At 73.2% G+C, this 21845-nt stretch carries 22 protein-coding genes; 5 read left to right on the top strand and 17 right to left on the bottom strand.

What is annotated here, in order from left to right; genetic code table 11:
* Positions 1-91: 91 nt before the first annotated feature.
* Complete coding sequence (shbA, locus tag ACIG5E_RS22050; RefSeq protein WP_396535707.1) at positions 92-808, bottom strand: RNA polymerase sigma factor ShbA; 717 nt, start codon at positions 806-808, stop codon at positions 92-94.
* A 335-nt stretch (positions 809-1143) separates the two neighbouring features.
* The gene (locus tag ACIG5E_RS22045) at positions 1144-1755 is read right to left on the bottom strand and encodes a response regulator transcription factor (RefSeq protein WP_014136228.1); all 612 of its coding nucleotides are present in this window, start codon (positions 1753-1755) and stop codon (positions 1144-1146) included.
* A 562-nt stretch (positions 1756-2317) separates the two neighbouring features.
* Here ACIG5E_RS22045 and ACIG5E_RS22040 point away from each other — a divergent pair.
* Positions 2318-2644 carry a WhiB family transcriptional regulator gene (locus tag ACIG5E_RS22040; protein ID WP_380418051.1) on the top strand — a complete coding sequence of 109 codons (327 nt, stop codon included), beginning with the start codon at positions 2318-2320 and terminating at the stop codon, positions 2642-2644.
* A gap of 97 nt (positions 2645-2741) precedes the next feature.
* On the opposite strand, the gene ACIG5E_RS22035 is transcribed toward ACIG5E_RS22040, so the two are convergent.
* The 3 genes from ACIG5E_RS22035 to groES all read right to left on the bottom strand — a co-directional run bounded on the left by ACIG5E_RS22035 (position 2742) and on the right by groES (position 5947).
* A complete protein-coding gene (locus tag ACIG5E_RS22035; protein ID WP_396535705.1) occupies positions 2742-3740 on the bottom strand; it encodes a LysR family transcriptional regulator in 999 nt (332 codons plus the stop codon).
* A 138-nt stretch (positions 3741-3878) separates the two neighbouring features.
* The gene (gene groL, locus ACIG5E_RS22030) at positions 3879-5507 is read right to left on the bottom strand and encodes a chaperonin GroEL (RefSeq protein WP_396535703.1); all 1629 of its coding nucleotides are present in this window, start codon (positions 5505-5507) and stop codon (positions 3879-3881) included.
* Between the two features lie 134 nt (positions 5508-5641).
* Positions 5642-5947, bottom strand: coding sequence for a co-chaperone GroES (gene groES / locus ACIG5E_RS22025; RefSeq protein ID WP_014136232.1), 306 nt, complete (start codon positions 5945-5947; stop codon positions 5642-5644).
* A 220-nt stretch (positions 5948-6167) separates the two neighbouring features.
* Here groES and ACIG5E_RS22020 point away from each other — a divergent pair, with 220 nt between their 5' ends.
* Positions 6168-7364 (top strand): methyltransferase domain-containing protein, encoded by a 1197-nt coding sequence (locus ACIG5E_RS22020; protein WP_396535701.1) that lies wholly within the window; start codon positions 6168-6170, stop codon positions 7362-7364.
* Here ACIG5E_RS22020 and ACIG5E_RS22015 read toward each other — a convergent pair.
* The 5 genes from ACIG5E_RS22015 to tsaB all read right to left on the bottom strand — a co-directional run bounded on the left by ACIG5E_RS22015 (position 7340) and on the right by tsaB (position 10873).
* The gene (locus ACIG5E_RS22015; protein ID WP_396535699.1) at positions 7340-8251 is read right to left on the bottom strand and encodes a polysaccharide deacetylase family protein; all 912 of its coding nucleotides are present in this window, start codon (positions 8249-8251) and stop codon (positions 7340-7342) included. The genes ACIG5E_RS22020 and ACIG5E_RS22015 overlap by 25 nt on opposite strands.
* A gap of 79 nt (positions 8252-8330) precedes the next feature.
* Positions 8331-8591 carry a hypothetical protein gene (locus ACIG5E_RS22010; RefSeq protein WP_396535697.1) on the bottom strand — a complete coding sequence of 87 codons (261 nt, stop codon included), beginning with the start codon at positions 8589-8591 and terminating at the stop codon, positions 8331-8333.
* Positions 8588-9694: a tRNA (adenosine(37)-N6)-threonylcarbamoyltransferase complex transferase subunit TsaD gene (gene tsaD / locus ACIG5E_RS22005; protein WP_396535695.1), complete on the bottom strand. Its 1107-nt coding sequence runs from the start codon at positions 9692-9694 to the stop codon at positions 8588-8590. The genes ACIG5E_RS22010 and tsaD overlap by 4 nt, the downstream gene beginning before the upstream one ends.
* The gene (gene rimI, locus ACIG5E_RS22000) at positions 9687-10175 is read right to left on the bottom strand and encodes a ribosomal protein S18-alanine N-acetyltransferase (protein ID WP_396535787.1); all 489 of its coding nucleotides are present in this window, start codon (positions 10173-10175) and stop codon (positions 9687-9689) included. The genes tsaD and rimI overlap by 8 nt, the downstream gene beginning before the upstream one ends.
* A 23-nt stretch (positions 10176-10198) precedes the next feature.
* Positions 10199-10873, bottom strand: a complete 675-nt coding sequence (tsaB, locus tag ACIG5E_RS21995) for a tRNA (adenosine(37)-N6)-threonylcarbamoyltransferase complex dimerization subunit type 1 TsaB (protein ID WP_396535693.1) — start codon at positions 10871-10873, stop codon at positions 10199-10201.
* Positions 10874-11031: 158 nt separating this feature from the next.
* Here tsaB and ACIG5E_RS21990 point away from each other — a divergent pair, with 158 nt between their 5' ends.
* Positions 11032-11598 (top strand): hypothetical protein, encoded by a 567-nt coding sequence (locus ACIG5E_RS21990; protein WP_396535785.1) that lies wholly within the window; start codon positions 11032-11034, stop codon positions 11596-11598.
* Between the two features lie 39 nt (positions 11599-11637).
* On the opposite strand, the gene ACIG5E_RS21985 is transcribed toward ACIG5E_RS21990, so the two are convergent.
* From ACIG5E_RS21985 to ACIG5E_RS21965, 5 genes are all read right to left on the bottom strand, one after another.
* Complete coding sequence (locus ACIG5E_RS21985) at positions 11638-11832, bottom strand: hypothetical protein (RefSeq protein ID WP_396535692.1); 195 nt, start codon at positions 11830-11832, stop codon at positions 11638-11640.
* A gap of 118 nt (positions 11833-11950) precedes the next feature.
* Positions 11951-12445 (bottom strand): tRNA (adenosine(37)-N6)-threonylcarbamoyltransferase complex ATPase subunit type 1 TsaE, encoded by a 495-nt coding sequence (tsaE, locus tag ACIG5E_RS21980; protein WP_396535690.1) that lies wholly within the window; start codon positions 12443-12445, stop codon positions 11951-11953.
* A gap of 101 nt (positions 12446-12546) precedes the next feature.
* Positions 12547-13812: an alpha/beta fold hydrolase gene (locus ACIG5E_RS21975; RefSeq protein WP_396535688.1), complete on the bottom strand. Its 1266-nt coding sequence runs from the start codon at positions 13810-13812 to the stop codon at positions 12547-12549.
* Complete coding sequence (gene alr, locus ACIG5E_RS21970; RefSeq protein ID WP_396535686.1) at positions 13809-15008, bottom strand: alanine racemase; 1200 nt, start codon at positions 15006-15008, stop codon at positions 13809-13811. The genes ACIG5E_RS21975 and alr overlap by 4 nt, the downstream gene beginning before the upstream one ends.
* Before the next feature lie 187 nt (positions 15009-15195).
* Positions 15196-16671 (bottom strand): NAD(P)H-hydrate dehydratase, encoded by a 1476-nt coding sequence (locus tag ACIG5E_RS21965; RefSeq protein ID WP_396535684.1) that lies wholly within the window; start codon positions 16669-16671, stop codon positions 15196-15198.
* A gap of 179 nt (positions 16672-16850) precedes the next feature.
* Between ACIG5E_RS21965 and ACIG5E_RS21960 the strand changes: the two genes are divergently transcribed.
* Complete coding sequence (locus ACIG5E_RS21960; RefSeq protein ID WP_396535783.1) at positions 16851-17399, top strand: Uma2 family endonuclease; 549 nt, start codon at positions 16851-16853, stop codon at positions 17397-17399.
* Positions 17400-17432: 33 nt separating this feature from the next.
* Here the strand turns inward: ACIG5E_RS21960 and glmS are convergent, their stop codons facing one another.
* Positions 17433-19289 carry a glutamine--fructose-6-phosphate transaminase (isomerizing) gene (glmS, locus tag ACIG5E_RS21955; RefSeq protein ID WP_396535682.1) on the bottom strand — a complete coding sequence of 619 codons (1857 nt, stop codon included), beginning with the start codon at positions 19287-19289 and terminating at the stop codon, positions 17433-17435.
* Positions 19290-19388: 99 nt separating this feature from the next.
* Between glmS and coaA the strand changes: the two genes are divergently transcribed.
* Positions 19389-20384, top strand: a complete 996-nt coding sequence (gene coaA, locus ACIG5E_RS21950) for a type I pantothenate kinase (protein ID WP_396535680.1) — start codon at positions 19389-19391, stop codon at positions 20382-20384.
* Between the two features lie 66 nt (positions 20385-20450).
* On the opposite strand, the gene glmM is transcribed toward coaA, so the two are convergent.
* A complete protein-coding gene (gene glmM / locus ACIG5E_RS21945) occupies positions 20451-21815 on the bottom strand; it encodes a phosphoglucosamine mutase (RefSeq protein WP_396535781.1) in 1365 nt (454 codons plus the stop codon).
* Positions 21816-21845 lie beyond the last annotated feature (30 nt).

The raw sequence follows: 21845 nt of genomic DNA, 5'->3' as shown, positions 1-21845 counted from the left end.
ACCGCGAATGTGCCCTCGTGTGCCCTTGACAACAACCACCCCCGCCCCCCTCATTCCACCCGGGCGGGACCCCCCTGGCCTGCGCCTCCGCTCAGGAGGACTCCTCCGCGAGCGCCCGCAGCCGGCTGAGCGCCCGGTGCTGGGCCACCCGGACGGCCCCCGGCGACATCCCGAGCACCTCGCCGGTCTCCTCCGCCGACAGCCCGGCGGCCACCCGCAGCAGCACCAGTTCGCGCTGACGGGCCGGCAGGTTGGAGAGCAGCTCCTTGGCCCAGGCCGCGTCGCTGCTGAGCAGCGCCTGCTCCTCCGGGCCGAGCGCCTCGTCCGGCACCTCCGGCAGGTCGTCCTGCGGCACCACGGTCGAGCCGGGTCCGCGCATCGCGGCCCGCTGCAGGTCGGCGATCTTGTGTGCGGCGATGCCGTAGACGAAGGCCTCGAACGGCCGCCCCTGGTCCTTGTACCGGGGCAGCGCGCACAGCACCGCGACACAGACCTCCTGGGCCACGTCGTCCACGTGGTGCCGCGCCCCGCCGGGCAGCCGGACCAGCTTGGCGCGGCAGTACCGCAGCGCGAGCGGGTGGACGTAGGCGAGCAGCGCGTCGATGGCCGGGCCCTCGCCGCGCACGGCGGCCGCGACCAGTTCGCCCACCAGGGGCGAGCCGCCCGTGCCGAGCACCGGCGGGCGGCCCGGGCCGGCTTCGGCACCGGGGCCGCCGGAATCCGCGTACGACGGATCGTGGCCCGGGTCGGAGGGCTCGGCCTCCCCCGGGTCCGCCTGGCCGGCCGCACCGGCGACATCGTCGCGCATCGGTCCATGGTGCCTGGTCGGCCGGGAAAACGCGGCACCGCGTCCGGAGTTGTGCACCGGAACGTTATGCGCTGCGGCACCGTGCGGCGTGCCGCGCACCACCGGCCCCTCCTGCACCGTTCCGCCTTCCGCCCCGCCGCCGTGGGTGGTCCCGTCCGTCGCGCCGTCCGCCGAGTGTCCTGCGGCTGCGTGGTTCGCCGCAGTGCCTGTCCGCTGGTCCCCGAGGTGCTCCACTCCTCCATGGTGCAACCTCGGGACCGTAACGTCACACGCCTGTGCGGCGCCCGCTCCGGAATTCGACTGCGGCGCGCCGCAGCCGGCGGCGCCGCCGGTGGTCAGCGGACCAGGCCCCAGCGGAAACCCAGCGCCACCGCGTGCGCGCGGTCGGAGGCCCCGAGCTTCTTGAACAGCCGTCGGGCGTGGGTCTTCACGGTGTCCTCGGACAGGAACAGCTCGCGCCCGATCTCGGCGTTGCTCCGTCCGTGGCTCATGCCCTCCAGCACCTGGATCTCACGTGCCGTCAGGGTCGGCGCCGCGCCCATGTCGGGGCTGCGCAGCCGGCGCGGGGCGAGCCGCCAGGTCGGGTCGGCGAGGGCCTGGGTGACGGTGGCCCGCAGTTCGGCGCGCGAGGCGTCCTTGTGCAGGTACCCGCGGGCACCCGCGGCCACCGCGAGCGCGACGCCGTCGAGGTCCTCGGCGACGGTGAGCATGATGATCCGGGCGCCCGGGTCGGCGGACAGCAGCCGCCGGACGGTCTCGACCCCGCCGAGGCCGGGCATCCGGACGTCCATCAGGACGAGATCGGAGCGGTCGGCCACCCAGCGGCGGAGAACCTCCTCCCCGTTCGTCGCGGTGGTGACCCGGTCCACACCGGGTACGGTCGCGACGGCGCGGCGAAGCGCCTCGCGGGCGAGCGGGGAATCGTCGCAAACGAGAACGGAAGTCATGACCGTCGTCCTCCGCAGCTGATCCGCGTCACGTTGAGCCTCCTGGCTGGTACGAACCTCTCCGACACGGCCGATCGGCGACAGACTTCGTCCTGATCGCCCCGACTTGCCCGCGATCGTTCCCGACGTCCGGCGCCCGCTAACCGCCTCCGCACTTCCAACGACCGTCACTCGAATGAGTTACGGCCTTCAGGGCATCTCCACCACTGTACGTGGCCAACCCATTACCGATCAGCCGCATCGCGGTGCACACGCCGCACTTTTGCGCAGCTCGCGCGCGGTCGGCGTACGACCCGCACACCGGTGCGGCGTGTCGCGCGCCCCTCGGCCACCCGATTGCCACGCCCGAGCCCAGCGAAAGCCCATGCCCACTTTGCCCGTTTTTATAGCTTTCGTATGGTCATTGACTGTTGTGCCAGTGTGTGGGTGACTTGTCCATGGAGTTGCCTTAAGTCATATTTCCAGGTGTCCATACCAGCGCGGGACGCCCCGCCGGGCACCGCTCGGCAGCAGCCCGCCGAAAAGCCCGGCCGCCGCCGACCGCCTCTGAAGGGAATGAGCCATGGCAGATTTCTCCCGTCTCCCCGGTCCCAACGCGGACCTCTGGGACTGGCAGCTCTCGGCAGCCTGCCGCGGCGTGGACAGCTCGCTCTTCTTCCACCCCGAGGGCGAGCGCGGGGCGGCGCGCAGCTCGCGCGAGGCCAGCGCCAAGGAGGTGTGCATGCGCTGTCCGGTGATCGCGGAGTGCGCCGCGCACGCCCTGGCGGTCCGTGAGCCGTACGGCGTCTGGGGCGGGATGACGGAGGACGAGCGCGAGGAGATGCTGGGCCGCTCGCGGCACCGCCTGGTGGAGGTCCCGCTGGCCCCGCCGGCGGTCGCGCACCGTTAGACCCGCCTCCGCGGTGCGCTGTGGAGAAACGTTTCTTCGCGGCGCTTCAGGCCCCTGCCACCCCATTCGGGGGCACGAGGCCCCCGGTCACCGACCGTCAGCGGTCGGCCGCCGCACCCGCCAGCCGCTCCTGCATCAGCGCGACGGCCGGGACCTCGGCCAGGTCCGGCAGGGTCAGCGCCACCACCTGGCGCACCGCCGGCACCCCGGAGGCCGTCCGCACCGGCACCGTCGACACACCGTCAGGACGCACCGACTGCAGAGCCAGTCGGGGCAGCACCGCCACCCCGAGCCCGGCCGCCACCAGGCCGACCACCGCCGGGTAGTCGTCGGTCGCGAAGTCGATCCGGGGCTCGAAACCCGCCCCCGCGCACAGCTCCACCAGGTGCCCCCGGCACTGCGGGCAGCCGGCGATCCACTGCTCCCCCGCCAGCTCGGCCAGCCCCACCGGCCCGCCCCGCCCGGCCAGCGGGTGACCGGCGGGCAGCAGGCCCACCAGCGGATCGTCCAGCAGCGGGGTGACCACCAGATCGGACCAGTCGGTGCCAGCCGACAGCTGCTGCGCCTCCAGGTTCGCCTCGGCCCGCGCCTCCCGCGGCGAGCCGTGCGCGGGCGCCGGCACCACGGTCGCACCGTCGGACTGCGGGTAGCGGAAGGCCAGCGCGATCTCGCACTCGCCGCCGCGCAGCATCGCCAGCGACTCCGGCGGCTCGGCCTCGACCAGCGACACGCGCACCCCCGGATGGCTGTCCCGCAGGCGGGCGACCGCGGGCGGCACCAGGGTGGAACTCGCGGTCGGGAAGGAGACCAGCCGCACCCGTCCGGCCCGCAGCCCGGCGATCGCGGCGACCTCCTCCTCGGCGGCGGAGAGCCCGGCCAGGATTCCGGTGGCATGCTTGAGCAGGACCCGCCCGGCCTCGCTGAGCTGCATCCCGCGGCCCGAGCGGACCACCAGCGGGGTGTCCACCGACTTCTCCAGGGCCTTCATCTGCTGGCTGATGGCAGGCTGCGTACACCCCAGCTCGCGGGCGGCGGCGGAGAAGGAGCCGGTGCGGGCGACGGCACGCAGGACGCGCAGATGGCGGGCCTCGATCATGCCTCAGTTATAAGGCAATCTTTGCATTCTGCAAAATTCTACTGATAGCTGAAGCCTCAAGCGCGGGTGAGTGACAGCCGGAGGCCCGGCCCGACTCCCCGAGGGAGCGGACCGGGCCTCCGGTCAGGCGTCGGTGCCTCAGTGCGAGTGGCCGTGGCCGCCGTGCGAGTGACCGGCCTCGGCCTCCTCCTCCTTCTTCTCCACCACGAGGGTCTCGGTGGTGAGGAGCAGGGAGGCGATCGAGGCGGCGTTCTCCAGGGCGGAGCGGGTGACCTTGACCGGGTCGATGACGCCGGCCTTCACCAGGTCGCCGTACTCGCCGGTGGCCGCGTTGTAGCCCTGGCCGGCCTCCAGCTCGGAGACCTTGGAGGTGATGACGTAGCCCTCCAGGCCGGCGTTCTGGGCGATCCAGCGCAGCGGCTCGTGCAGCGCCTTGCGGACCACGGCGACACCGGTGGCTTCGTCACCCGACAGGCCCAGGCCGTCGTTCAGCACCTTGGCGGCGTGGACCAGGGAGGCGCCACCACCGGCGACGATGCCCTCCTCGACCGCGGCGCGGGTCGCCGAGATGGCGTCCTCCAGGCGGTGCTTGCGCTCCTTCAGCTCCACCTCGGTGGCGGCGCCGACCTTGATGACGCAGACGCCGCCGGCCAGCTTGGCCAGGCGCTCCTGCAGCTTCTCGCGGTCCCAGTCGGAGTCGGTCGCGGCGATCTCGCCCTTGATCTGGGCGACGCGGCCGGCCACGGCCTCGGAGTCACCGGCACCGTCGACGATGGTGGTGTCGTCCTTGGTGATGGTCACGCGGCGGGCGGTGCCCAGCACGTCCAGACCGGCCTGGTCGAGCTTGAGGCCGACCTCCTCGGAGATGACCGTGCCGCCGGTCAGGACGGCCAGGTCGCCGAGGATCGCCTTGCGGCGGTCGCCGAAGCCCGGGGCCTTGACGGCGACGGCGTTGAAGGTGCCGCGGATCTTGTTCACGACCAGGGTCGACAGCGCCTCGCCGTCGACGTCCTCGGCGATGATCAGCAGCGGCTTGGAGGCACCGCTCTGCAGGATCTTCTCCAGCAGCGGCAGCAGCTCCTGGATGGAGGAGATCTTGCCCTGGTTGATCAGGATGTACGGGTCCTCGAGGACCGCCTCCTGACGCTCCGCGTCGGTGACGAAGTACGGCGACAGGTAGCCCTTGTCGAACTGCATGCCCTCGGTGAAGTCCAGCTCCACGCCGAAGGTGTTCGACTCCTCGACGGTGATGACACCGTCCTTGCCGACCTTGTCGATCGCCTCGGCGATCAGCTCGCCGACCTGGGTGTCCTGCGCGGAGAGGGACGCGACGGCGGCGACGTCGTCCTTGCCCTCGATCTCGCGGGCGATGGACAGCAGGTGCTCGGAGACGGCGGCGACGGCCTTGTCGATGCCCTTCTTCAGAGCGGCCGGGCCGGCACCGGCGGCGACGTTGCGCAGACCCTCGTTGACCAGGGCCTGGGCCAGCACGGTGGCGGTGGTGGTGCCGTCACCCGCGACGTCGTTGGTCTTGGTCGCGACCTCCTTGACGAGCTGCGCGCCAAGGTTCTCGTACGGGTCGTCCAGCTCGACCTCACGGGCGATGGTGACACCGTCGTTGGTGATGGTCGGGGCGCCGAACTTCTTGTCGATGACGACGTTGCGGCCCTTGGGGCCGATGGTCACCTTGACGGTGTCGGCCAGCTTGTTGACACCGCGCTCCAGCGAGCGGCGGGCGTCCTCGTCGAACTGCAGGATCTTCGCCATGTTCCCTATTCCCTCGGGGCTGCGGCCGGCCCACCGGCCGCCGAACTACGTGAACCAACAACCACGCCCCGGGCCCCTGTCACTTGGGACACGGATCCGGGGCGGGTCGGAACGACTTACTTCTCGATGCCGCGTTACTTCTCGATGATGGCGAGAACGTCGCGAGCCGAGAGGACGAGGTACTCCTCGCCCTGGTACTTCACCTCGGTGCCGCCGTACTTCGAGTACAGGACGATGTCACCGACGGCGACGTCGAGCGGCAGACGCTGGCCGTCCTCGAAGCGGCCCGGGCCGACAGCCAGGACGACGCCCTCCTGGGGCTTCTCCTTGGCGGTGTCCGGGATAACCAGGCCGGAGGCCGTGGTGGTCTCGGCGTCGAGCGGCTGGACCACGATGCGGTCCTCGAGCGGCTTGATGGCAACCTTGCTGCTGGTGGTCACGTCCGAGCTCCCCTTCGGAGATTACGGGGTTTTCTAACGGGTAGGGGCGAACCTGCGGGCCTGCCGTCGCGGGGGTCAGACACACGTCTTCGCGTTAGCACTCCCCCAGTGGGGAGTGCCAAGGATGACCATAGGCTGCGGTTAGCACTCAGTCAACCAGAGTGCCAACGGCGCGCCCGACGGACTCTGATTGCCTCCCCTGACCGGTCAGAATGACCTCGTGGACACCGAGAACCTCCAGCCCCTGCTGACACCCCAGGGTCAGGCCCTGCTCGCCGAGCTGCGCGAGTTCGCTCCCGAGGAGGAGCTGGCGCTGGCCACCCGGCTGCGGCGGGAGCACCCGGCGGAGCTGGTGTCGGCGGCGTTCGGGCAGGCGCGGCTGCGGCAGCGGGCGCGGGCGAAGTTCGGGGCGGACGCCGACCTGATGTACTTCACGCCCAACGGGGTCGAGCAGTCCACCCGGCGCAGCGTGGCCGAGTGGCGGGCGCGCCGCTTCGCCGAGTTGGGCGTACGGCGGCTGGCGGACCTGTGCTGCGGCATCGGCGGGGACGTACTGGCGCTGGCCCGGGCCGGGATCCGGGTGCTGGCCGTCGACAAGGACCCGGCGGCCTGCGCCGCCACCGCGGCCAACGCCGCCGCGCTGGGTCTGGCCGAACTGGTCGAGGTGGTCTGCGCGGACGTCGCCGAGGTGGACGTGACCGGCTACGACGCGGTGTTCACCGACCCGGCCCGGCGCACCTCGCGCGGCCGGGTGTTCGACCCGGAGGCGTACGCGCCGCCGCTCTCCTGGGCGATCGAGGCCGGGCGGCGGACCCCGATCGGCGCCCTGAAGGTCGCCCCGGGCATCCCCCACGAGGCCGTCCCGGCGGACGCCGAGGCGGAGTGGGTGTCCGACCACGGGGACGTCAAGGAGGCGGTGCTCTGGTTCGGCACCGGGGCGACCCGCCCGCACCGCGCCACCCTGCTGCCGCAGGCCGCCAGCCTGACCGGCGGCGACCTGCCCGACCCGCCGGCCGGCCCGGTCGGGCGGTACCTGTACGAGCCGGACGGCGCGGTGATCCGGGCGCACCTGGTGGCCGAGGTGGCCGAGCAGGTCGGCGGCCGGCTGATCGACCCGAAGATCGCCTACCTGACCTCGGACCGGCTGATCGCCACCCCGTACGCGCACGCCTTCGAGCTCACCGACGTGCTGCCCTTCCACATCAAGAAGCTGAAGGCGCTGCTGCGCGAGCGCGGGGTCGGCACGGTGGTGATCAAGAAGCGCGGGATGGCGATCACCCCGGAGGAGCTGCGCCGTCAGCTCAAGCCCTCCGGGCCGAACACCGTCACGGTGATCCTCAGCCGCACCGACAACGGGCCGCTGATGATGCTGGGCCAGCCGGTGCAGACGCCTCAGGAGGCCGGCGGCTGGATGTAGTCGTCCAGCCGGGCCACCGAGAAGCCCTGCTCCTGGATCCGGGCGAGCAGGTCCGCGAACATCTGGGTCATCGTGGCGCCCTTGAGCTCCTTGGGGCCGCGGAAGTGCGCCAGGATGATGTCGCCGGGCTTCAGCTTCTTGTCGCCCGCCTGGTACTGCATGTCGTGGATCTGCATCGACTCGCGCCAGAGCACGATCGCGCGCGGGCCGCACTGCTGCACCGAGTTGTTGAGCGTCGGGGTGTTGGCGCCGTCGCCGAACGGCGGGCGGAACAGCAGCGGGGCGGTGCCGTACTGCTGGGTGAGCGCGGCCTGGTCCTCGCAGATCTCGGACTTCTGCTTGTCCGGCGGAAGCTTGCTCATCACCGGGTGGGTGACGGTGTGGTTCTGGATGTGGTTGCCGAGCGCCTGGAGCGGCTTGAAGTAGCCGTAGTCGTTCTTGACGATGTCCTTGGTCAGGAACATCGTGATCGGCACCTTGAGGTCGGTCAGCATCTCGACGAACTTCGGGTCCTTCTCGGCGCCGTCGTCGATGGTGATGAAGACGACCTTGTCGGTGGTCTTCACGTCGCTGAACACCGGTACGGTGCCCGTGCGTTCGAGCTTGATGGGCTTGTCGGCGGGCGGCGCGGGGGCCGGGGTCAGCGGCTTGAGGTTCCACTTCGCCCAGGCCGCGGCGTCGCCCTCGGCCGGGGCCGCGCCGGGCGTGGTGGCCGCGGCGCCCGGCGTGCCGCCACCGCCGGACGGCTGGGGCGCCGCAGACGCGGCCTTGGTCCCGGGTGCGGCGCCGCCGCCGTCCCCGTTGTCGCCGCAGGCGGTGGCGAAGGCCAGCAGGGCCAGCGCCCCCGCCACGTACGTCCTGGTCCTGCTTCGCCCGTCCCTGTTCACCGCACCGCGCTCCCGGTCCCGTCCAGCTTTCTCTCAGCTATGCACGGTAGCGGCCGCCGCGGCGGTTCCCGACCACCGTCTACTCGACGTGCTCGCTGACGAAGGACCAACGGTGCACCGGGCGGCCGAGCAGCTCGGCCGGCGGGTCGGCGACCGGTGCCGGCTCGCCGTCCCACCAGGTGATCAGCAGCACCCGCTCACCGGGCGCGGAGAACAGTTCGGTCCGGGCGAGCCCGGCCGCGCCGCGCAGCGCGGGCAGCGCGAACTCCCGCACCCAGGCCGCGAGTTCAGCCGATCGGCCGTCCGCCGCCCGGGCCTCCCACATCGCGGCGACGGTCACGCGGCGCCGCCGCCGAGGGCGTCGTAGGCCTGGCCGTGGAGATCGCCGTGTTCGATCACCGCAGCCGGCACGTGGACGTCGGTGACGGGCAGCGAGGAGTCCGCCGACAGGTCGAAGGCGGAGGGGGCGCGGTCGCGCCACACCATCTCGGAGCCCAGCGCCGCCACCATCGCGCCGTTGTCGGTGCACAGGCCCGGCCGGGGCACCCGCAGCCGGATGCCGGCCCGGTCGCAGCGCTGCTGGGCCATCTCGCGCAGCCGGGAGTTGGCCGCGACGCCGCCGCCGATCATCAGGTGGTCGACGCCGTTGTCCTTGCAGGCCTTGACGGCCTTGCGGGTGAGCACATCGGTGACCGCCTCCTGGAAGGAGGCCGCGACGTCGGCGATCGGTACCTCCTCGCCGGCCCGGCGCTTGGCCTCCACCCAGCGGGCGACGGCGGTCTTCAGACCGGAGAAGGAGAAGTCGTACTCGGGGTCGTTCTTCCCGCTCAGGCCGCGCGGGAAGTTGATCGCCTTGGGGTCGCCCTCGCGGGCCGTCCGGTCGACGATCGGGCCGCCCGGGAAGCCCAGGCCGAGCACCCGGGCGACCTTGTCGAAGGCCTCGCCGGCGGCGTCGTCGATGGTCGCGCCGAGCGGGCGGACGTCCGCGGTGATGTCCTCGCTGAGCAGCAGCGAGGAGTGCCCGCCGGAGACCAGCAGGGCCATCGTCGGCGAGGGCAGCCGGCCGTGCTCCAGCTGGTCGACGCAGATGTGCGAGGCGAGGTGGTTGACCCCGTACAGCGGCTTGTCCAGCGCCCAGGCGTACGCCTTCGCCGCGCTGACGCCGACCAGCAGCGCACCGGCCAGGCCGGGGCCGGCGGTGACGGCGATGCCGTCCAGGTCGCTGGCCTTGACCCCGGCGGTGTCCAGGGCGCGCTGGATGGTCGGGACCATCGCCTCCAGGTGGGCGCGGCTGGCGATCTCCGGGACGACGCCGCCGAAGCGGGCGTGGTCGTTGACGCTGGAGGCGACCGCGTCGGCCAGCAGCGTGGTGCCGCGCACGATGCCGACGCCGGTCTCGTCGCAGGAGGTCTCGATGCCGAGGACGAGCGGTTCGTCAGCCATGGGGGGTGTCCTCAATGTCCTTCGGGTCGGTGCTGTCAGTGCTGGGGTGTTCGAGGCGCATCACCAGCGCGTCGATGTTGGCGGGCTGGTAGTAGCCGCGCCGGATGCCCACCGGTTCGAAGCCGTGGCGCTCGTACAGCCGCTGGGCGCGCTGGTTGTCCACCCGTACCTCCAGCAGCAGGTCGGCGCAGCCGCGCCGGGCGGCCTCGTGGATCAGGTCGGTGAGCAGCGCCGTACCGAGGCCGGCGCCCTGGTGGCGCTCGTCGACGGCGATGGTCTGGACGTCGCCCTCGCCGGCGACGGCCATCAGACCGGCGTAGCCGACGATCGTGCCGTCCGCGGCGGTGGCGACCGAGTAGTGGCGGGTGCCGCCGGGGTGGGCCTCGGCGAGCTCGGACCAGAACATCCCGTGGGACCAGGCGTCCTCGGGGAACAGCCTGAGCTCCAGGTCCATCACCGGCTCGATGTCCCACCAGCGCATCGGGCGCAGGGTGGTGCCGTGGTTCACGCCGGGAGCACCGCCTTGCCCCCCAGAACGGTCTTGTAGCCGGCCGGGACCTGGGCGTCCGGGCGGCGCAGGTACAGCGGCACGTTCGGCAGCAGCTCGCGACCGGCGGTCAGCTCGGCGGCCGCGAAGCCGGCCAGGGCGCCGGCCGAGACGTGCTCGGGGCCGTGCGCGCCCGGGAAGGCGTCGGGGTAGAGCAGCGCGCCGGCGCCGACCGAGCGGGCCGCGGGCGTCAGCTCGGCCGGGCGGTCCACGCCGGGGCCCTCGGTGCGGCTGCCGTCGGCGTCGTACGAGGCCCAGTAGACCTCCTTGCGGCGCGCGTCGGTGGCGACGGTGAACGGCTGTCCGGCCAGGCCCTCGGCGCGGGCCTGGAAGGCGATCGCGTCCAGGGTGCAGACGCCGTGCACCGGCAGGCCGAGCGCGTGGCCGAGCGCGGCGGCGGTCACCAGGCCGACCCGCAGGCCGGTGTACGGGCCGGGGCCGACGCCGACCGCGATCCCGGTGAGCCGGTGCTTGTCCACCCCGGCGGCCCGCAGGACCTGGTCGATCGCGGGCAGCAGCAGTTCGCCGTGGCGCCTGGCGTCGACCTGGTGGGTCTCGGCGAGGACCGCGGTGCCGTCGTGGACGGCGGCGGTGACGGCGGGGGTAGCGGTGTCGAACGCGAGCAGCAGCACGGGGTCAAGGTTAGACCGACGTTCGGCCGACCGGCTGATCGAGCTGGTGTCCCCCTCCGGAACACACGTGCAAGGGCGCTGCCGAGCGGCCAGGGGGACCTGGCACGATTAGGGCGGTACGAACAACGGACGGCGGCGGGAGCGGGCACGTGGCGAAGATGGGTCCTGGAGTGGTGGTCACGGGGCTGACCCTGGGGGCCCTGGCGGTGGTGAGCCTGCTGGCCTTCCAGGCCAACGGTGCCCAGGACCGCGCGGGCGGAGCCCGGCCGACCGCCGCCTCGACGTCCACCGGCCCGGCCGCCTCCGCGACGCCGAGCGCCTCCGCCACCCCGACCGTCCCGCCGCTGCCGGCCTCCTCGGGCAGCGGCACCCGGGTGGTCTACTCGGCCGGCAGCCACTTCGTCTGGCTGGTCGACCCGAAGAAGAACCCGCAGGTCGCGGCCGCCTTCCTGGTCACCCCGGGCTCGGTCGAGCCCGCCCCGGGCAGCTACTCGGTGTACAGCCGCACCCCGTCCGGCACCGGCACGGACGGCCGGAAGATCGAGCACGTGGTGCGCTTCGCGCAGCAGAACGGCGTGGTGTTCGGCTTCGGCGCGGCGCTGGACGACGCGACCCCGGCCGCCGACCCGAAGACCAAGACCGGCGGCATCCGCAGCAGCCGCGCCGACGGTCAGCTGCTCTGGGACTTCGCGTCGAACGGCACCAAGGTGGTCGTGGTCGCCTGAGCCGCGCGCCCGCACGGCGGGCGGCGCGGGAGACGGGTGCTACGCGGCCCGGGGCGTCTCCGCCTCGGGCTCCTCGGCCTGCCGGGGCCGCGGTTCGGGCGGGGTGGACACCGCCTCGGCGGCCGCGCAGGCGGCCAGCAGCGCCCGCATCGGCTCCCCCTGAGCGCGGTGGGCGGACTCTCCGGCCCCGGCGGTGCGCGCGGCGCGCTCCGGGGCGGGGGTGGTGCTCGACATGGCGCCTCCCTAGTTAGGCAGACCTAACCGCAGCACCCATCCCACCACGCCCGGCGCCCTGCCCGCAACACCTTGCCGACAGCCTGTCGGCAAAACGGTGGAACCCGATCGGCCGGTGCTACGCCAGCTTCTCCAGCTCCACGCCCGCCCAGCGCTCCCCGAGGCCGGTCAGCACGACCCGGCGCGGATCGTGGTCCTCCCCGGCGGTGTCGCCGATCGCCCGCTCGATCCGCACCTCCAGCCGGTCCTCGGACAGCCGCTCGACCTTGCCCTCGCCCCACTCGACCACGACCACCGACTCCGGCAGCGAGACGTCCAGGTCGAGGTCCTCCATCTCGTCCAGGTCCCCGCCCAGCCGGTACGCGTCCACGTGCACCAGGGCCGGGCCGCCGACCAGCGAGGGGTGCACCCGGGCGATCACGAAGGTCGGCGAGGTCACCGCCCCGCGGACCTGCAGTCCCTCCCCCAGGCCCCGGGTCAGCGTGGTCTTCCCCGCCCCCAGCTCGCCGGAGAGCAGCACCAGGTCACCCGGCCGCAGCAGCGCGGCCAGCTCCCGGCCGAGCCGGCCCATCCGCTCCGGAGTGGGGACGGTGAGAGTGGCGTGCGAGCCCATGCGCGTGTCTTGCCCTTCGGTCGTCCGTAGCGGCGCGCCGACCACCGGCCGCCACCGCTACCGTGCCACACCGGCGCACCCGGCCGCGGCGGGCGGGGGGCTCAGGCGGGGTCGACGGCCCGATCCGGGGCCGCCGCCTCGCCGGACTCGTCCGCGGGCGACTCCTCGGCGAGTGCGAGGACGGCGGGCGGCAGCGGCGCGGCACCGGCGAAGTCGACGGCCCGGCGCAGCAGCAGCGCCAGCTCGTGGTCGACCAGCTCCGGACGCTCCAGCGGCACCAGGTGCCCGGCACCCTCGACCAGGACCAGTTCGGCGCCCGGCAGCCGCTCGGCCATCGCCTCGCTGTGCGCCGACGGCGTCAGCAGATCCTTCGTCCCGGCCAGCACCAGGGCCGGCAGACCGCGCAGGGCGGCCAGCGCCTCGTACTTCTCGTGCGCGCCGAACACCGGGTAGAACTCGGCGACCACGTCGATCGGGGTGGCGTCCAGCAACTGTTCGGCGAAGCGCACCACGCCGGGATCGACGTCCCGTCCCCCGAAGGAGAACTTCCGGTAGAACACGGCGGCGACCTCCGAGCCGATCCGCCGGCTCGCCTCCACCAGTTCGACCTGTCGGCCCAGCAGCTTCACCACCCCGGGCGCGACCTTCTTGAACAGTTTGGCCCCGACCGTCGGCAGACCGAGGCTCACCTCGTTCCAGTCCCCCGCCAAGGTGCCGACCAGCGCGACCCCGGCCACGCGCTCCCGGAACAGCTCCGGGTGCTGGTCGGCCAGCGCCATCACCGTCATGCCGCCCATCGAGTGGCCCACCAGCACCAGCGGCCCGGTCGGCGCGACGGCGTCGATCACGGCCTTGAGGTCGCCGCCCAGCTGGTCGATCCCGGCCGGCTCGCCCGCCAGGTACGAGCGGGAGCGCTCGGAGCGGCCATGGCTGCGCTGGTCCCAGAAGACCAGCCGCAGGCCCTCGCGCAGCGCCGCCCGCTGGAAGTGCCAGCTGTCCTGGTTGAGGCAGTAGCCGTGGCTGAACACCACGGTCAGCGGCTCCGGGCTGCCGGGGCCGCCGTCCGGCTCGCCCCAGCCCGTGCCGTCCAGTTCGACGTACAGCTCGGTGCCGTCCGGTGCGGTCACCGTCAGCGGGCGCCCGCGCAGCGAGCCGTACGGGGCGGCCGCCTCCAGCTCGGCCCGGGCCCGGCGGCGCATCGCCCGGCCGACCGTCAGCCGCTCCATCGCCACGCCCGCGGCCGCGCCGGCCGCCAGCACACCGACCGAGATCCCGATCACACCGGCCCGGCTCACCCCGGTGGTGGCCGCGCCGGCCGCCTTGGCCACCGCCGCCACCGGGCTGGTCCCGTCCGGTGCCTCGGTCATGCCGTGCGGCCCGCGTCGTGGCTGGCGCCCAGGTAACGGCGCGGCACCCGGGCACCGATCCGGGTGATGATCTCGTACGAGATGGTCCCGCTGGCGCGGGCCCAGTCCTCGGCGGTCGGCTCTCCGTGCTCGCCGGTGCCGAACAGGAGCACCTCCTCGCCGATCTCCGGGGTGTCGCCGCCCAGGTCCACCACGAACTGGTCCATCGCCACCCGGCCGGCCACCGTGCGCCACTTGCCGCCGATCTGCACCGGGCCGGTGCCGCTGGCGTGCCGCGGGAGGCCGTCGCCGTAGCCGACCGGGACCAGGCCGAGGGTGGTCGGGCCGGGCGTCACGTAGTGGTGGCCGTAGCTGACCCCGTGCCCGCCGGGCACGTGCTTGACCAGCGCCAGCCGGGCCGTCAGCGCCATCACCGGGCGCAGCCCGAAGTCCGCCGGCGAGCCCACCTCCGGCACCGGCGACAGCCCGTACGCGGCCAGCCCGGTGCGAACCAGGTCGAAGTGCGACTCCGGCAGCAGCAGGGTGGCCGGGGAGTTCGCGAGGTGCCGGACCTCGGGGCGCAGCCCGGCGGCCTCGGCGTGCGCCAGCGCGGCGCGGTAGGAGTCCAGCTGGACCTGGATCGACGGGTGGCCGGGCTCGTCGGCGGCGGCGAAGTGCGACCAGATGCCGACGGCCTTTAGCAGCCCCTCGGCCTCGGCCCGCCGCACGTCGGCCACCAACTGCGGCCAGTCGTGCGGCTGGCAGCCGTTGCGGCCGAGGCCGGTGTCGGCCTTCAGGTGCACACGCGCCGGGATGCCGGTCTCCCGAACGGCCGTCAGCAGCTCCTCCAGCGCCCACCGGCCGCTGACCGAGATGTCCAGGTCCGCGCGCAGCGCCTCGCGCCACGGCCCGCCGGGCGTCCACAGCCAGCACAGGATCCGGGCCTGCTCGGGGCGGATGCCCGCGGCGCGCAGCGCCAGGGCCTCGTCGGGCGTCGCGCACCCGAGCCAGCCGACCCCGTTCGCGACCGCCTCGCGGGCGCACTCGACCGCGCCGTGGCCATAGGCGTTCGCCTTGACCGCGAGCATCACCGCCGTGCTCCCGACGCGCTCCCGCAGGGCGGCGAGGTTGCCGCGCAGGGCGGCGAGATCGATGGTCGCCTCGGCCCGTATGCCGTCGGTGAGGGTGGCTGTGCCGGTCGTGTTCGCAGTTGTCATCAGGGTCAGTCTCCCAGACGTCCCGGAGTCCTCGCCGAACGGCCCGTCGGCGCGGCGATCGGCACCGCGCCCTCCCCCACCCCGCCGACCTGCGGCAAACGGCCCCTTCGCCCAGGTGAGGACGCGGCGAACGGACGTTCCGGTTCCGTCTCGGGGGCTTTGCGGCACCCGGGCGGGCGGCCCCTGCCTACGCCTCCCGCGCCCTCCGCCAGGCCGTCGGCAGGGCCCCGGCCACCGCGAGTGCCGTCACCGGGGCGCCCGGGTCGCCGGCCGCCTCCCGGGCCGCCAGGCCGTGGAGGTAGGCGGCGAGCGAGGCGGCGTCCAGCGGGGGCAGGCCGGTGGCCAGCAGGGAGCCGGCCAGGCCGGCCAGCACGTCGCCGCTGCCCGCGGTGGCGAGCCAGGAGGTGCCGGTGGGGTTCACCCGGACGGCCCCGCCCGGGTCGGCGACCACGGTGGTGGAGCCCTTCAGCAGCACGGTGGCCCGGTAGGCGGCCGCCAGGCGCCGGGCGGTGGCCAGCCGGGCGGCCGCGAGGTCCTCGGCGGCGGGCGGCGCGCCGCCCTCGGCGCCGGCCAGCAGCCGGGCGGCCTCGCCGGTGTGGGGGGTGAGCAGGGTTGGCGCCGTCCGGCCGGCCAGCGCGTCCGGGCCGAGCCGGCCCAGTTCGGTCAGACCGTCCGCGTCCACCAGCACCGGGACGTCGCTCGCCAGTGCCTCGGTCAGCGCCTGCCGCGCCCCCTCGCCGCCACCCGGTCCGACCACCCAGGCCTGCACCCGCCCGGCCCCGGCCGGGCCGCCCTCGGTGACCAGCGTCTCCGGGAAGCGCCGCACCACCTCCTCGGCCGCCGTGCCGACGTACCGGACGGCACCCGCGCCGCCCCGCAGCGCCCCGGCGACCGCCAGCAGCGCCGCCCCCGGGTACCGCGCCGAACCGGCCGCCACCCCGACCACGCCGCGCCGGTACTTGTCGCTCTCCGCGCCCGGCAGCGGCAGCAGCGCCGCCGCGTCCGCGTGCTGCAGGACCGTCACCTCCGGCTCCGGCAACTCCAGCCCGATGTCCACCAGCTGCACGGCGCCCGTGTACGAGGCCCCCGGGTCGATCAGCAGCCCGGGCTTGTACGTACCGAAGCAGACCGTGACGTCCGCGCGCAGTGCCTCGCCGGGCACCTCACCGGTGTCGGCGTCCACCCCGCTGGGCAGGTCCACCGCCACCACGGTCCCGCTCCGCCCGGCCCGGGCGTACGGCACCGCCTCGGGGCGCAGCCCGCCCCGGCCGCCGATGCCGACGATCCCGTCCAGCACCAGGTCCGCGCGCGAGAAGTCGGCCAGGCCGACCTCCTGCTCCGCCGTCACCCGTCCGCCCGCCGCCCGTAGCGCGGCCAGCCCGCCCGCGTGCGCCTTCTCCGGCGCGAGCAGCACCGCCGTCACCCGCGCCCCGCGCCGGGCCAGCGCCGCCCCGGCGTACAGGGCGTCACCCCCGTTGTCCCCGCTGCCCGCCAGCACCGTCACCCGGCTGCCGTACACCCGCCCCCGACGCCGCATCAGCAGCCGGGCGCACGTCGCCGCCAGCCCGGCGGCCGCCCGCTGCATCAGCGCCCCCTCCGGCAACCGGGCCATCAACGCGGCCTCGGCGGCCCGGACGGTTTCCACAGGGTGTGCATGACGCATTCGGGAGCTCCTTCAGCAGTCGGCTACCGCCGACGCTAGCCCGCGCCACCGCCCCACGGGAGCCGGGCCTGCGGCACACTTTCGAGTGACACCCACTTCGATCCCCCGCCGATGTCGGTCCGTACGCCTACCTTGTGGCTCGGCACGGACCCACAGGAGGGAGAAGGGCCATGGTCGCCATGCCAGCAGTCGAGCACCCGCTGGGCGAGGACAAGCTCCTCCAGGCATTCCTGGAGCTGGACACCCCGCCTGGCTACAAGGCCGAACTCATCGAAGGGGAGATCTTCGTGACACCACCGCCGGACGGAGAGCACGAAACCGCGTTCTCCCTGCTGAACCGGCAATTCATGCGAAAGGCCGAGGCCGAGTTCGATCTGTCGGGCAACAAGGGGCTCATCGTGCCGACAGGCCGGTTCATCCCCGACGGCACTGTCAGCCCGGTCGGGCACTTTCTGAACTCCGGTTCGTGGGCGGACGCCGCCGGCGTACTGCTCGTCTTCGAAGTCACGTCCACCGCTCCCCGCCGGGATCGCGAACAGAAGCGCCGTGGTTACGCCGCCGCCGGCATTCCCTGCTACCTGTTGGTCGACCGCAGCGAGGGCAAGGTCACCCTGTTCACCAAGCCTGAGGGCGACGACTACACCGAGAAGGAGCCTGTCCCCTTCGGCAAGCCGATCGACCTGCCCGCCCCGTTCTCGTTCACGCTCGACACGGCGCCCCTGCGGTAGGACGCAGCCACCGCAGGGACGCCGTAGGAGCCACTACTCGACGGTGACCGACTTGGCCAGGTTGCGCGGCTGGTCGACCTCGTGGCCCTTGGCCGTGGCCAGCTCGCAGGCGAAGACCTGGAGCGGGATGGTGGAGACCAGCGGCTGGAGCAGGGTCGGGGTGACCGGGATGCGGATCAGGTGGTCCGCGTACGGCACGACCGCCTCGTCGCCCTCCTCGGCGATCACGATGGTGCGGGCGCCGCGGGCCCGGATCTCCTGGATGTTGGAGACGATCTTGTCGTGCAGGATGGACCGCCCGCGCGGCGAGGGCACGACCACCACGACCGGCAGCCCCTCCTCGATCAGCGCGATCGGGCCGTGCTTGAGCTCGCCCGCCGCGAAGCCCTCGGCGTGCATGTAGGCGAGCTCCTTGAGCTTGAGCGCGCCCTCCAGGGCCACCGGGAAGCCGACGTGGCGGCCGAGGAACAGCACCGAGCGGGCGTCGGCCAGCGAGCGGGCCAGCTCGCGCACCGGCTCCATGGTCTCCAGCACCTGCTCGACCTGCTTCGGCGCGTCGCCGAGCTCGCGGATGATGGTGACGATCTCGTCGCCCCACTTGGTGCCGCGCACCTGGCCCAGGTAGAGGGCGACCAGGTAGCAGGCGACCAGCTGGGTCAGGAACGCCTTGGTCGACGCGACCGCGACCTCCGGCCCGGCGTGGGTGTACAGCACCGCGTCCGACTCGCGCGGGATGGTCGAGCCGTTGGTGTTGCAGATCGCCAGCACCTTGGCGCCCTGCTCACGGGCGTGCCGCAGGGCCATCAGGGTGTCCATGGTCTCGCCGGACTGCGAGATGGCGATGACCAGCGTGCCCGGGCCCATGATCGGGTCCCGGTAGCGGAACTCCGAGGCGACCTCGACCTCGCAGGGGATGCGGGTCCAGTGCTCGATCGCGTACTTGGCGATCATGCCGGCGTGGAAGGCCGTGCCGCAGGCGACGATGACGACCTTGTCGACCGAGCGCAGGTCCGCGTCGGAGATGCGCAGCTCGTCGAGGGTCAGCCGGCCGTCGGCGCCGATCCGGCCGAGGAGGGTGTCGGCGACGGCCTTCGGCTGCTCGGCGATCTCCTTGAGCATGAAGTAGTCGTAGCCGCCCTTCTCGGCGGCGGAGGCGTCCCAGTCGACGTGGTACTCGCGCACCTCGGCCGGGGTGCCGTCGAAGTTGGTGACGGTCACGCCGTCCCGGCGCAGCTCGACGACCTGGTCCTGGCCCAGCTCGATCGCCTCGCGGGTGTGCGCGATGAAGGCGGCGACGTCGGAGGCGAGGAAGTTCTCGCCCTCGCCGCGGCCGACCACCAGCGGCGAGTTGCGGCGGGCGCCGACGACCACGTCGGGCGCGTCCGCGTGGACGGCGACGAGGGTGAAGGCACCGTCCAGGCGGCGGCAGACCGTCCGCATCGCCTCGGCGAGGTCGCCCTGGTAGGCCTCGCCCAGCAGGTGGGCGACGACCTCGGTGTCGGTCTCGGACCGGAGGGTGTGGCCGCGCTCCGCGATCTCGGCGCGCAGCTGGGCGAAGTTCTCGATGATGCCGTTGTGGACCACGGCCACCCGGAGGTCGTCGTCCAGATGGGGGTGGGCGTTGGCGTCCGTCGGGCCGCCGTGGGTGGCCCAGCGGGTGTGGCCGATGCCGGTGGTGCCGCCGGGCAGGGGCGACTCGGCGAGCGACTTCTCCAGGTTGCCGAGCTTTCCGGCCCGCTTGTCCGTGACGAGACTCCACTGCCCCTGGGAGTCCTGCGCCTGCACCGCGACACCGGCCGAGTCATAGCCCCGGTACTCCAGTCGCTGCAGGCCCGCGATTACTACGTCGAGGGCGGACTGCGCGCCCACGTATCCAACAATTCCGCACATGCGTGCCAGCATAAGGGCGGTTCTGTGGCCGTTTTCCCGTCTCGCGCGAACGCTGCGTGACCGACACCACAACCACGGTGAACACCGCTACGGCTCACAATGGAGCATGTGCTGACCGAACTCTGTACGCGGGGCGCTGCCACGCCCGGCCCGTCCCCGTCCCCCTACGTGGACCTCAGCCGGGCCGAGTGGAGCGCGCTGCGCGAGCGTACGCCGCTGCCGCTGACCGCCGAGGAGGTGGAGCAGCTGCGCGGCCTCGGCACAGCCCTCGACCTCGACGAGGTCCGTGACGTCTACCTGCCCCTGTCCCGGCTGCTGAACCTGTACATCCACGCCACGCACGAACTGCGCGGCACGCTGGGCACGTTCCTGGACACCCCGGACACCGAGCGCACCCGCACCCCGTTCATCATCGGCGTGGCCGGCTCCGTCGCCGTCGGCAAGTCCACCACCGCCCGCCTGCTCCAGGCCCTGCTGGCCCGCTGGCCCGAGCACCCCCGGGTCGAGCTGGTCACCACCGACGGCTTCCTGCTGCCCAACGCCGAGCTGCGCCGCCGCGGCCTGATGGCCCGCAAGGGCTTCCCGGAGTCGTACGACCGCCGGGCGCTGATGCGCTTCGTCGCGGACGTGAAGGCGGGCAAGGAGCGGGTCACCGCGCCGGTGTACTCGCACCTGGTGTACGACATCGTGCCCGACGAGCGGCTGACCGTGGAGCGCCCGGACATCCTGATCGTCGAGGGCCTGAACGTGCTCCAGCCGGCCCTGCCGGGCACCGACGGCCGCACCCGGCTCGCGGTGGCCGACTACTTCGACTTCTCGATCTACGTCGACGCCCGCACCGACGACATCGAGCACTGGTACCTGGACCGCTTCCGCAAGCTGCGGCAGACCGCCTTCCAGGACCCGAACTCCTACTTCCGCCGCTTCACCGAGGTGCCGGAGGACGAGGCGATGGAGTACGGCCGGCAGGTCTGGCGCACCATCAACAAGCCCAACCTGCTGGAGAACGTGCTGCCCACCCGGGGCCGGGCCACGCTGATCCTGCAGAAGGGCTCGGACCACAAGGTCCGCCGGGCGCTGCTGCGCAAGCTCTGAGCCACCACCAGGACACGACGCGAAGGGCCCCCGCGCGAGGCGGGGGCCCTTCGGCGTGTCGGGGGCTCAGCCCAGGTGGGTGCGCACCGCCTCGGCCAGTCGCTGGGCGACCGTCTCGGCCTGCGCCGGGTCGGCGGCCTCGACCATGACCCGGACCAGCGGCTCGGTGCCGGAGGGGCGCAGCAGCACCCGGCCGGTGGCGCCCAGCTCGGTCTCGGCCTCGGCGACGGCGGCGGCCAGCTCGGTGCTGGTCTTCACCCGGCTCTTGTCGACGTCCTTGACGTTGACCAGCACCTGCGGCAGACGGGTCATCACGGCGGCCAGGTCGGCCAGCGGCTGCTTGGTGGCGGCCAGTCGGGCGCCCAGCATCAGGCCGGTCAGGGTGCCGTCACCGGTGGTGGCGTGGTCCAGCAGGATGACGTGGCCGGACTGCTCGCCGCCCAGCGCGAAGCCCCGCTCCTTCATCGCCTCCAGCACGTAGCGGTCGCCGACGGCGGTCTCCACCAGGTCGATGCCCTCGCGCTCCATCGCCAGCTTGAAGCCGAGGTTGGACATCACGGTGGCCACCGCGGTGTTGCGGCGCAGGGTGCCGGCCTCCTTCATGGCGACGGCGAGGATGGCGATGATCTGGTCGCCGTCCACCTCGTTGCCCTCGGCGTCGGCGGCCAGGCAGCGGTCGGCGTCGCCGTCCAGGGCGATGCCGAGGTCGGCCTTGTGCTCCTTCATCGCGACGCGCAGCCGGTCGAGGTGGGTGGAGCCGACACCGTCGTTGATGTTGAGGCCGGTGGGCTCGGCGCCCAGGGTGTGCACGACCTCGGCGCCGGCCCGGGCGAAGGCCTCGGGGGCGACGTAGGCGGCGGCGCCGTGGGCGCCGTCGATGACGACCTTGATGCCGTCAAGGCGGTTGGGCAGCACGCCGATCAGGTGGGCGACGTACTTGTCGAAGCCCTCGGTGTACTCGCGCACCCGGCCGACGGCCGCGCCGGTCGGGCGGTTCCAGTCCTCGCCGCCGACGGTGTGCTTGCGGTAGTGCGCCTCGATGGCGTCCTCGATCCGGTCGTCCAGCTTGTGGCCGCCGCGGGCGAGGAACTTGATGCCGTTGTCCGGCATGGCGTTGTGACTGGCGGACAGCATCACGCCGAAGTCGGCGCCGAGCGCGCCGGTGAGGTAGGCGACGGCGGGGGTGGGCAGGACGCCGACCCGCAGGACGTCGACGCCGGAGCTCGCCAGGCCGGCGATGACCGCGGCCTCCAGGAACTCGCCCGAGGCACGGGGGTCACGGCCGACCACCGCGACCGGCCGGTGCCCGTCGAAGGCGCCGGCTTCGCCGAGCACGTGGGAGGCCGCCACCGACAGGCCGAGCGCCAGCTCCGCCGTCAGGCCCTCGTTGGCCACACCGCGTACGCCGTCCGTACCGAAGAGTCGTCCCACTGTCACGTCCTCCATCACCATGCTCGGAAC

It is taken from the genome of Kitasatospora sp. NPDC053057, assembly GCF_044546945.1.
Taxonomy (GTDB): Bacteria; Actinomycetota; Actinomycetes; order Streptomycetales; family Streptomycetaceae; genus Kitasatospora.
The sequence above is the reverse complement of the archived record's forward strand: the minus strand, read 5'-3'. Positions and strand labels throughout refer to the sequence as shown.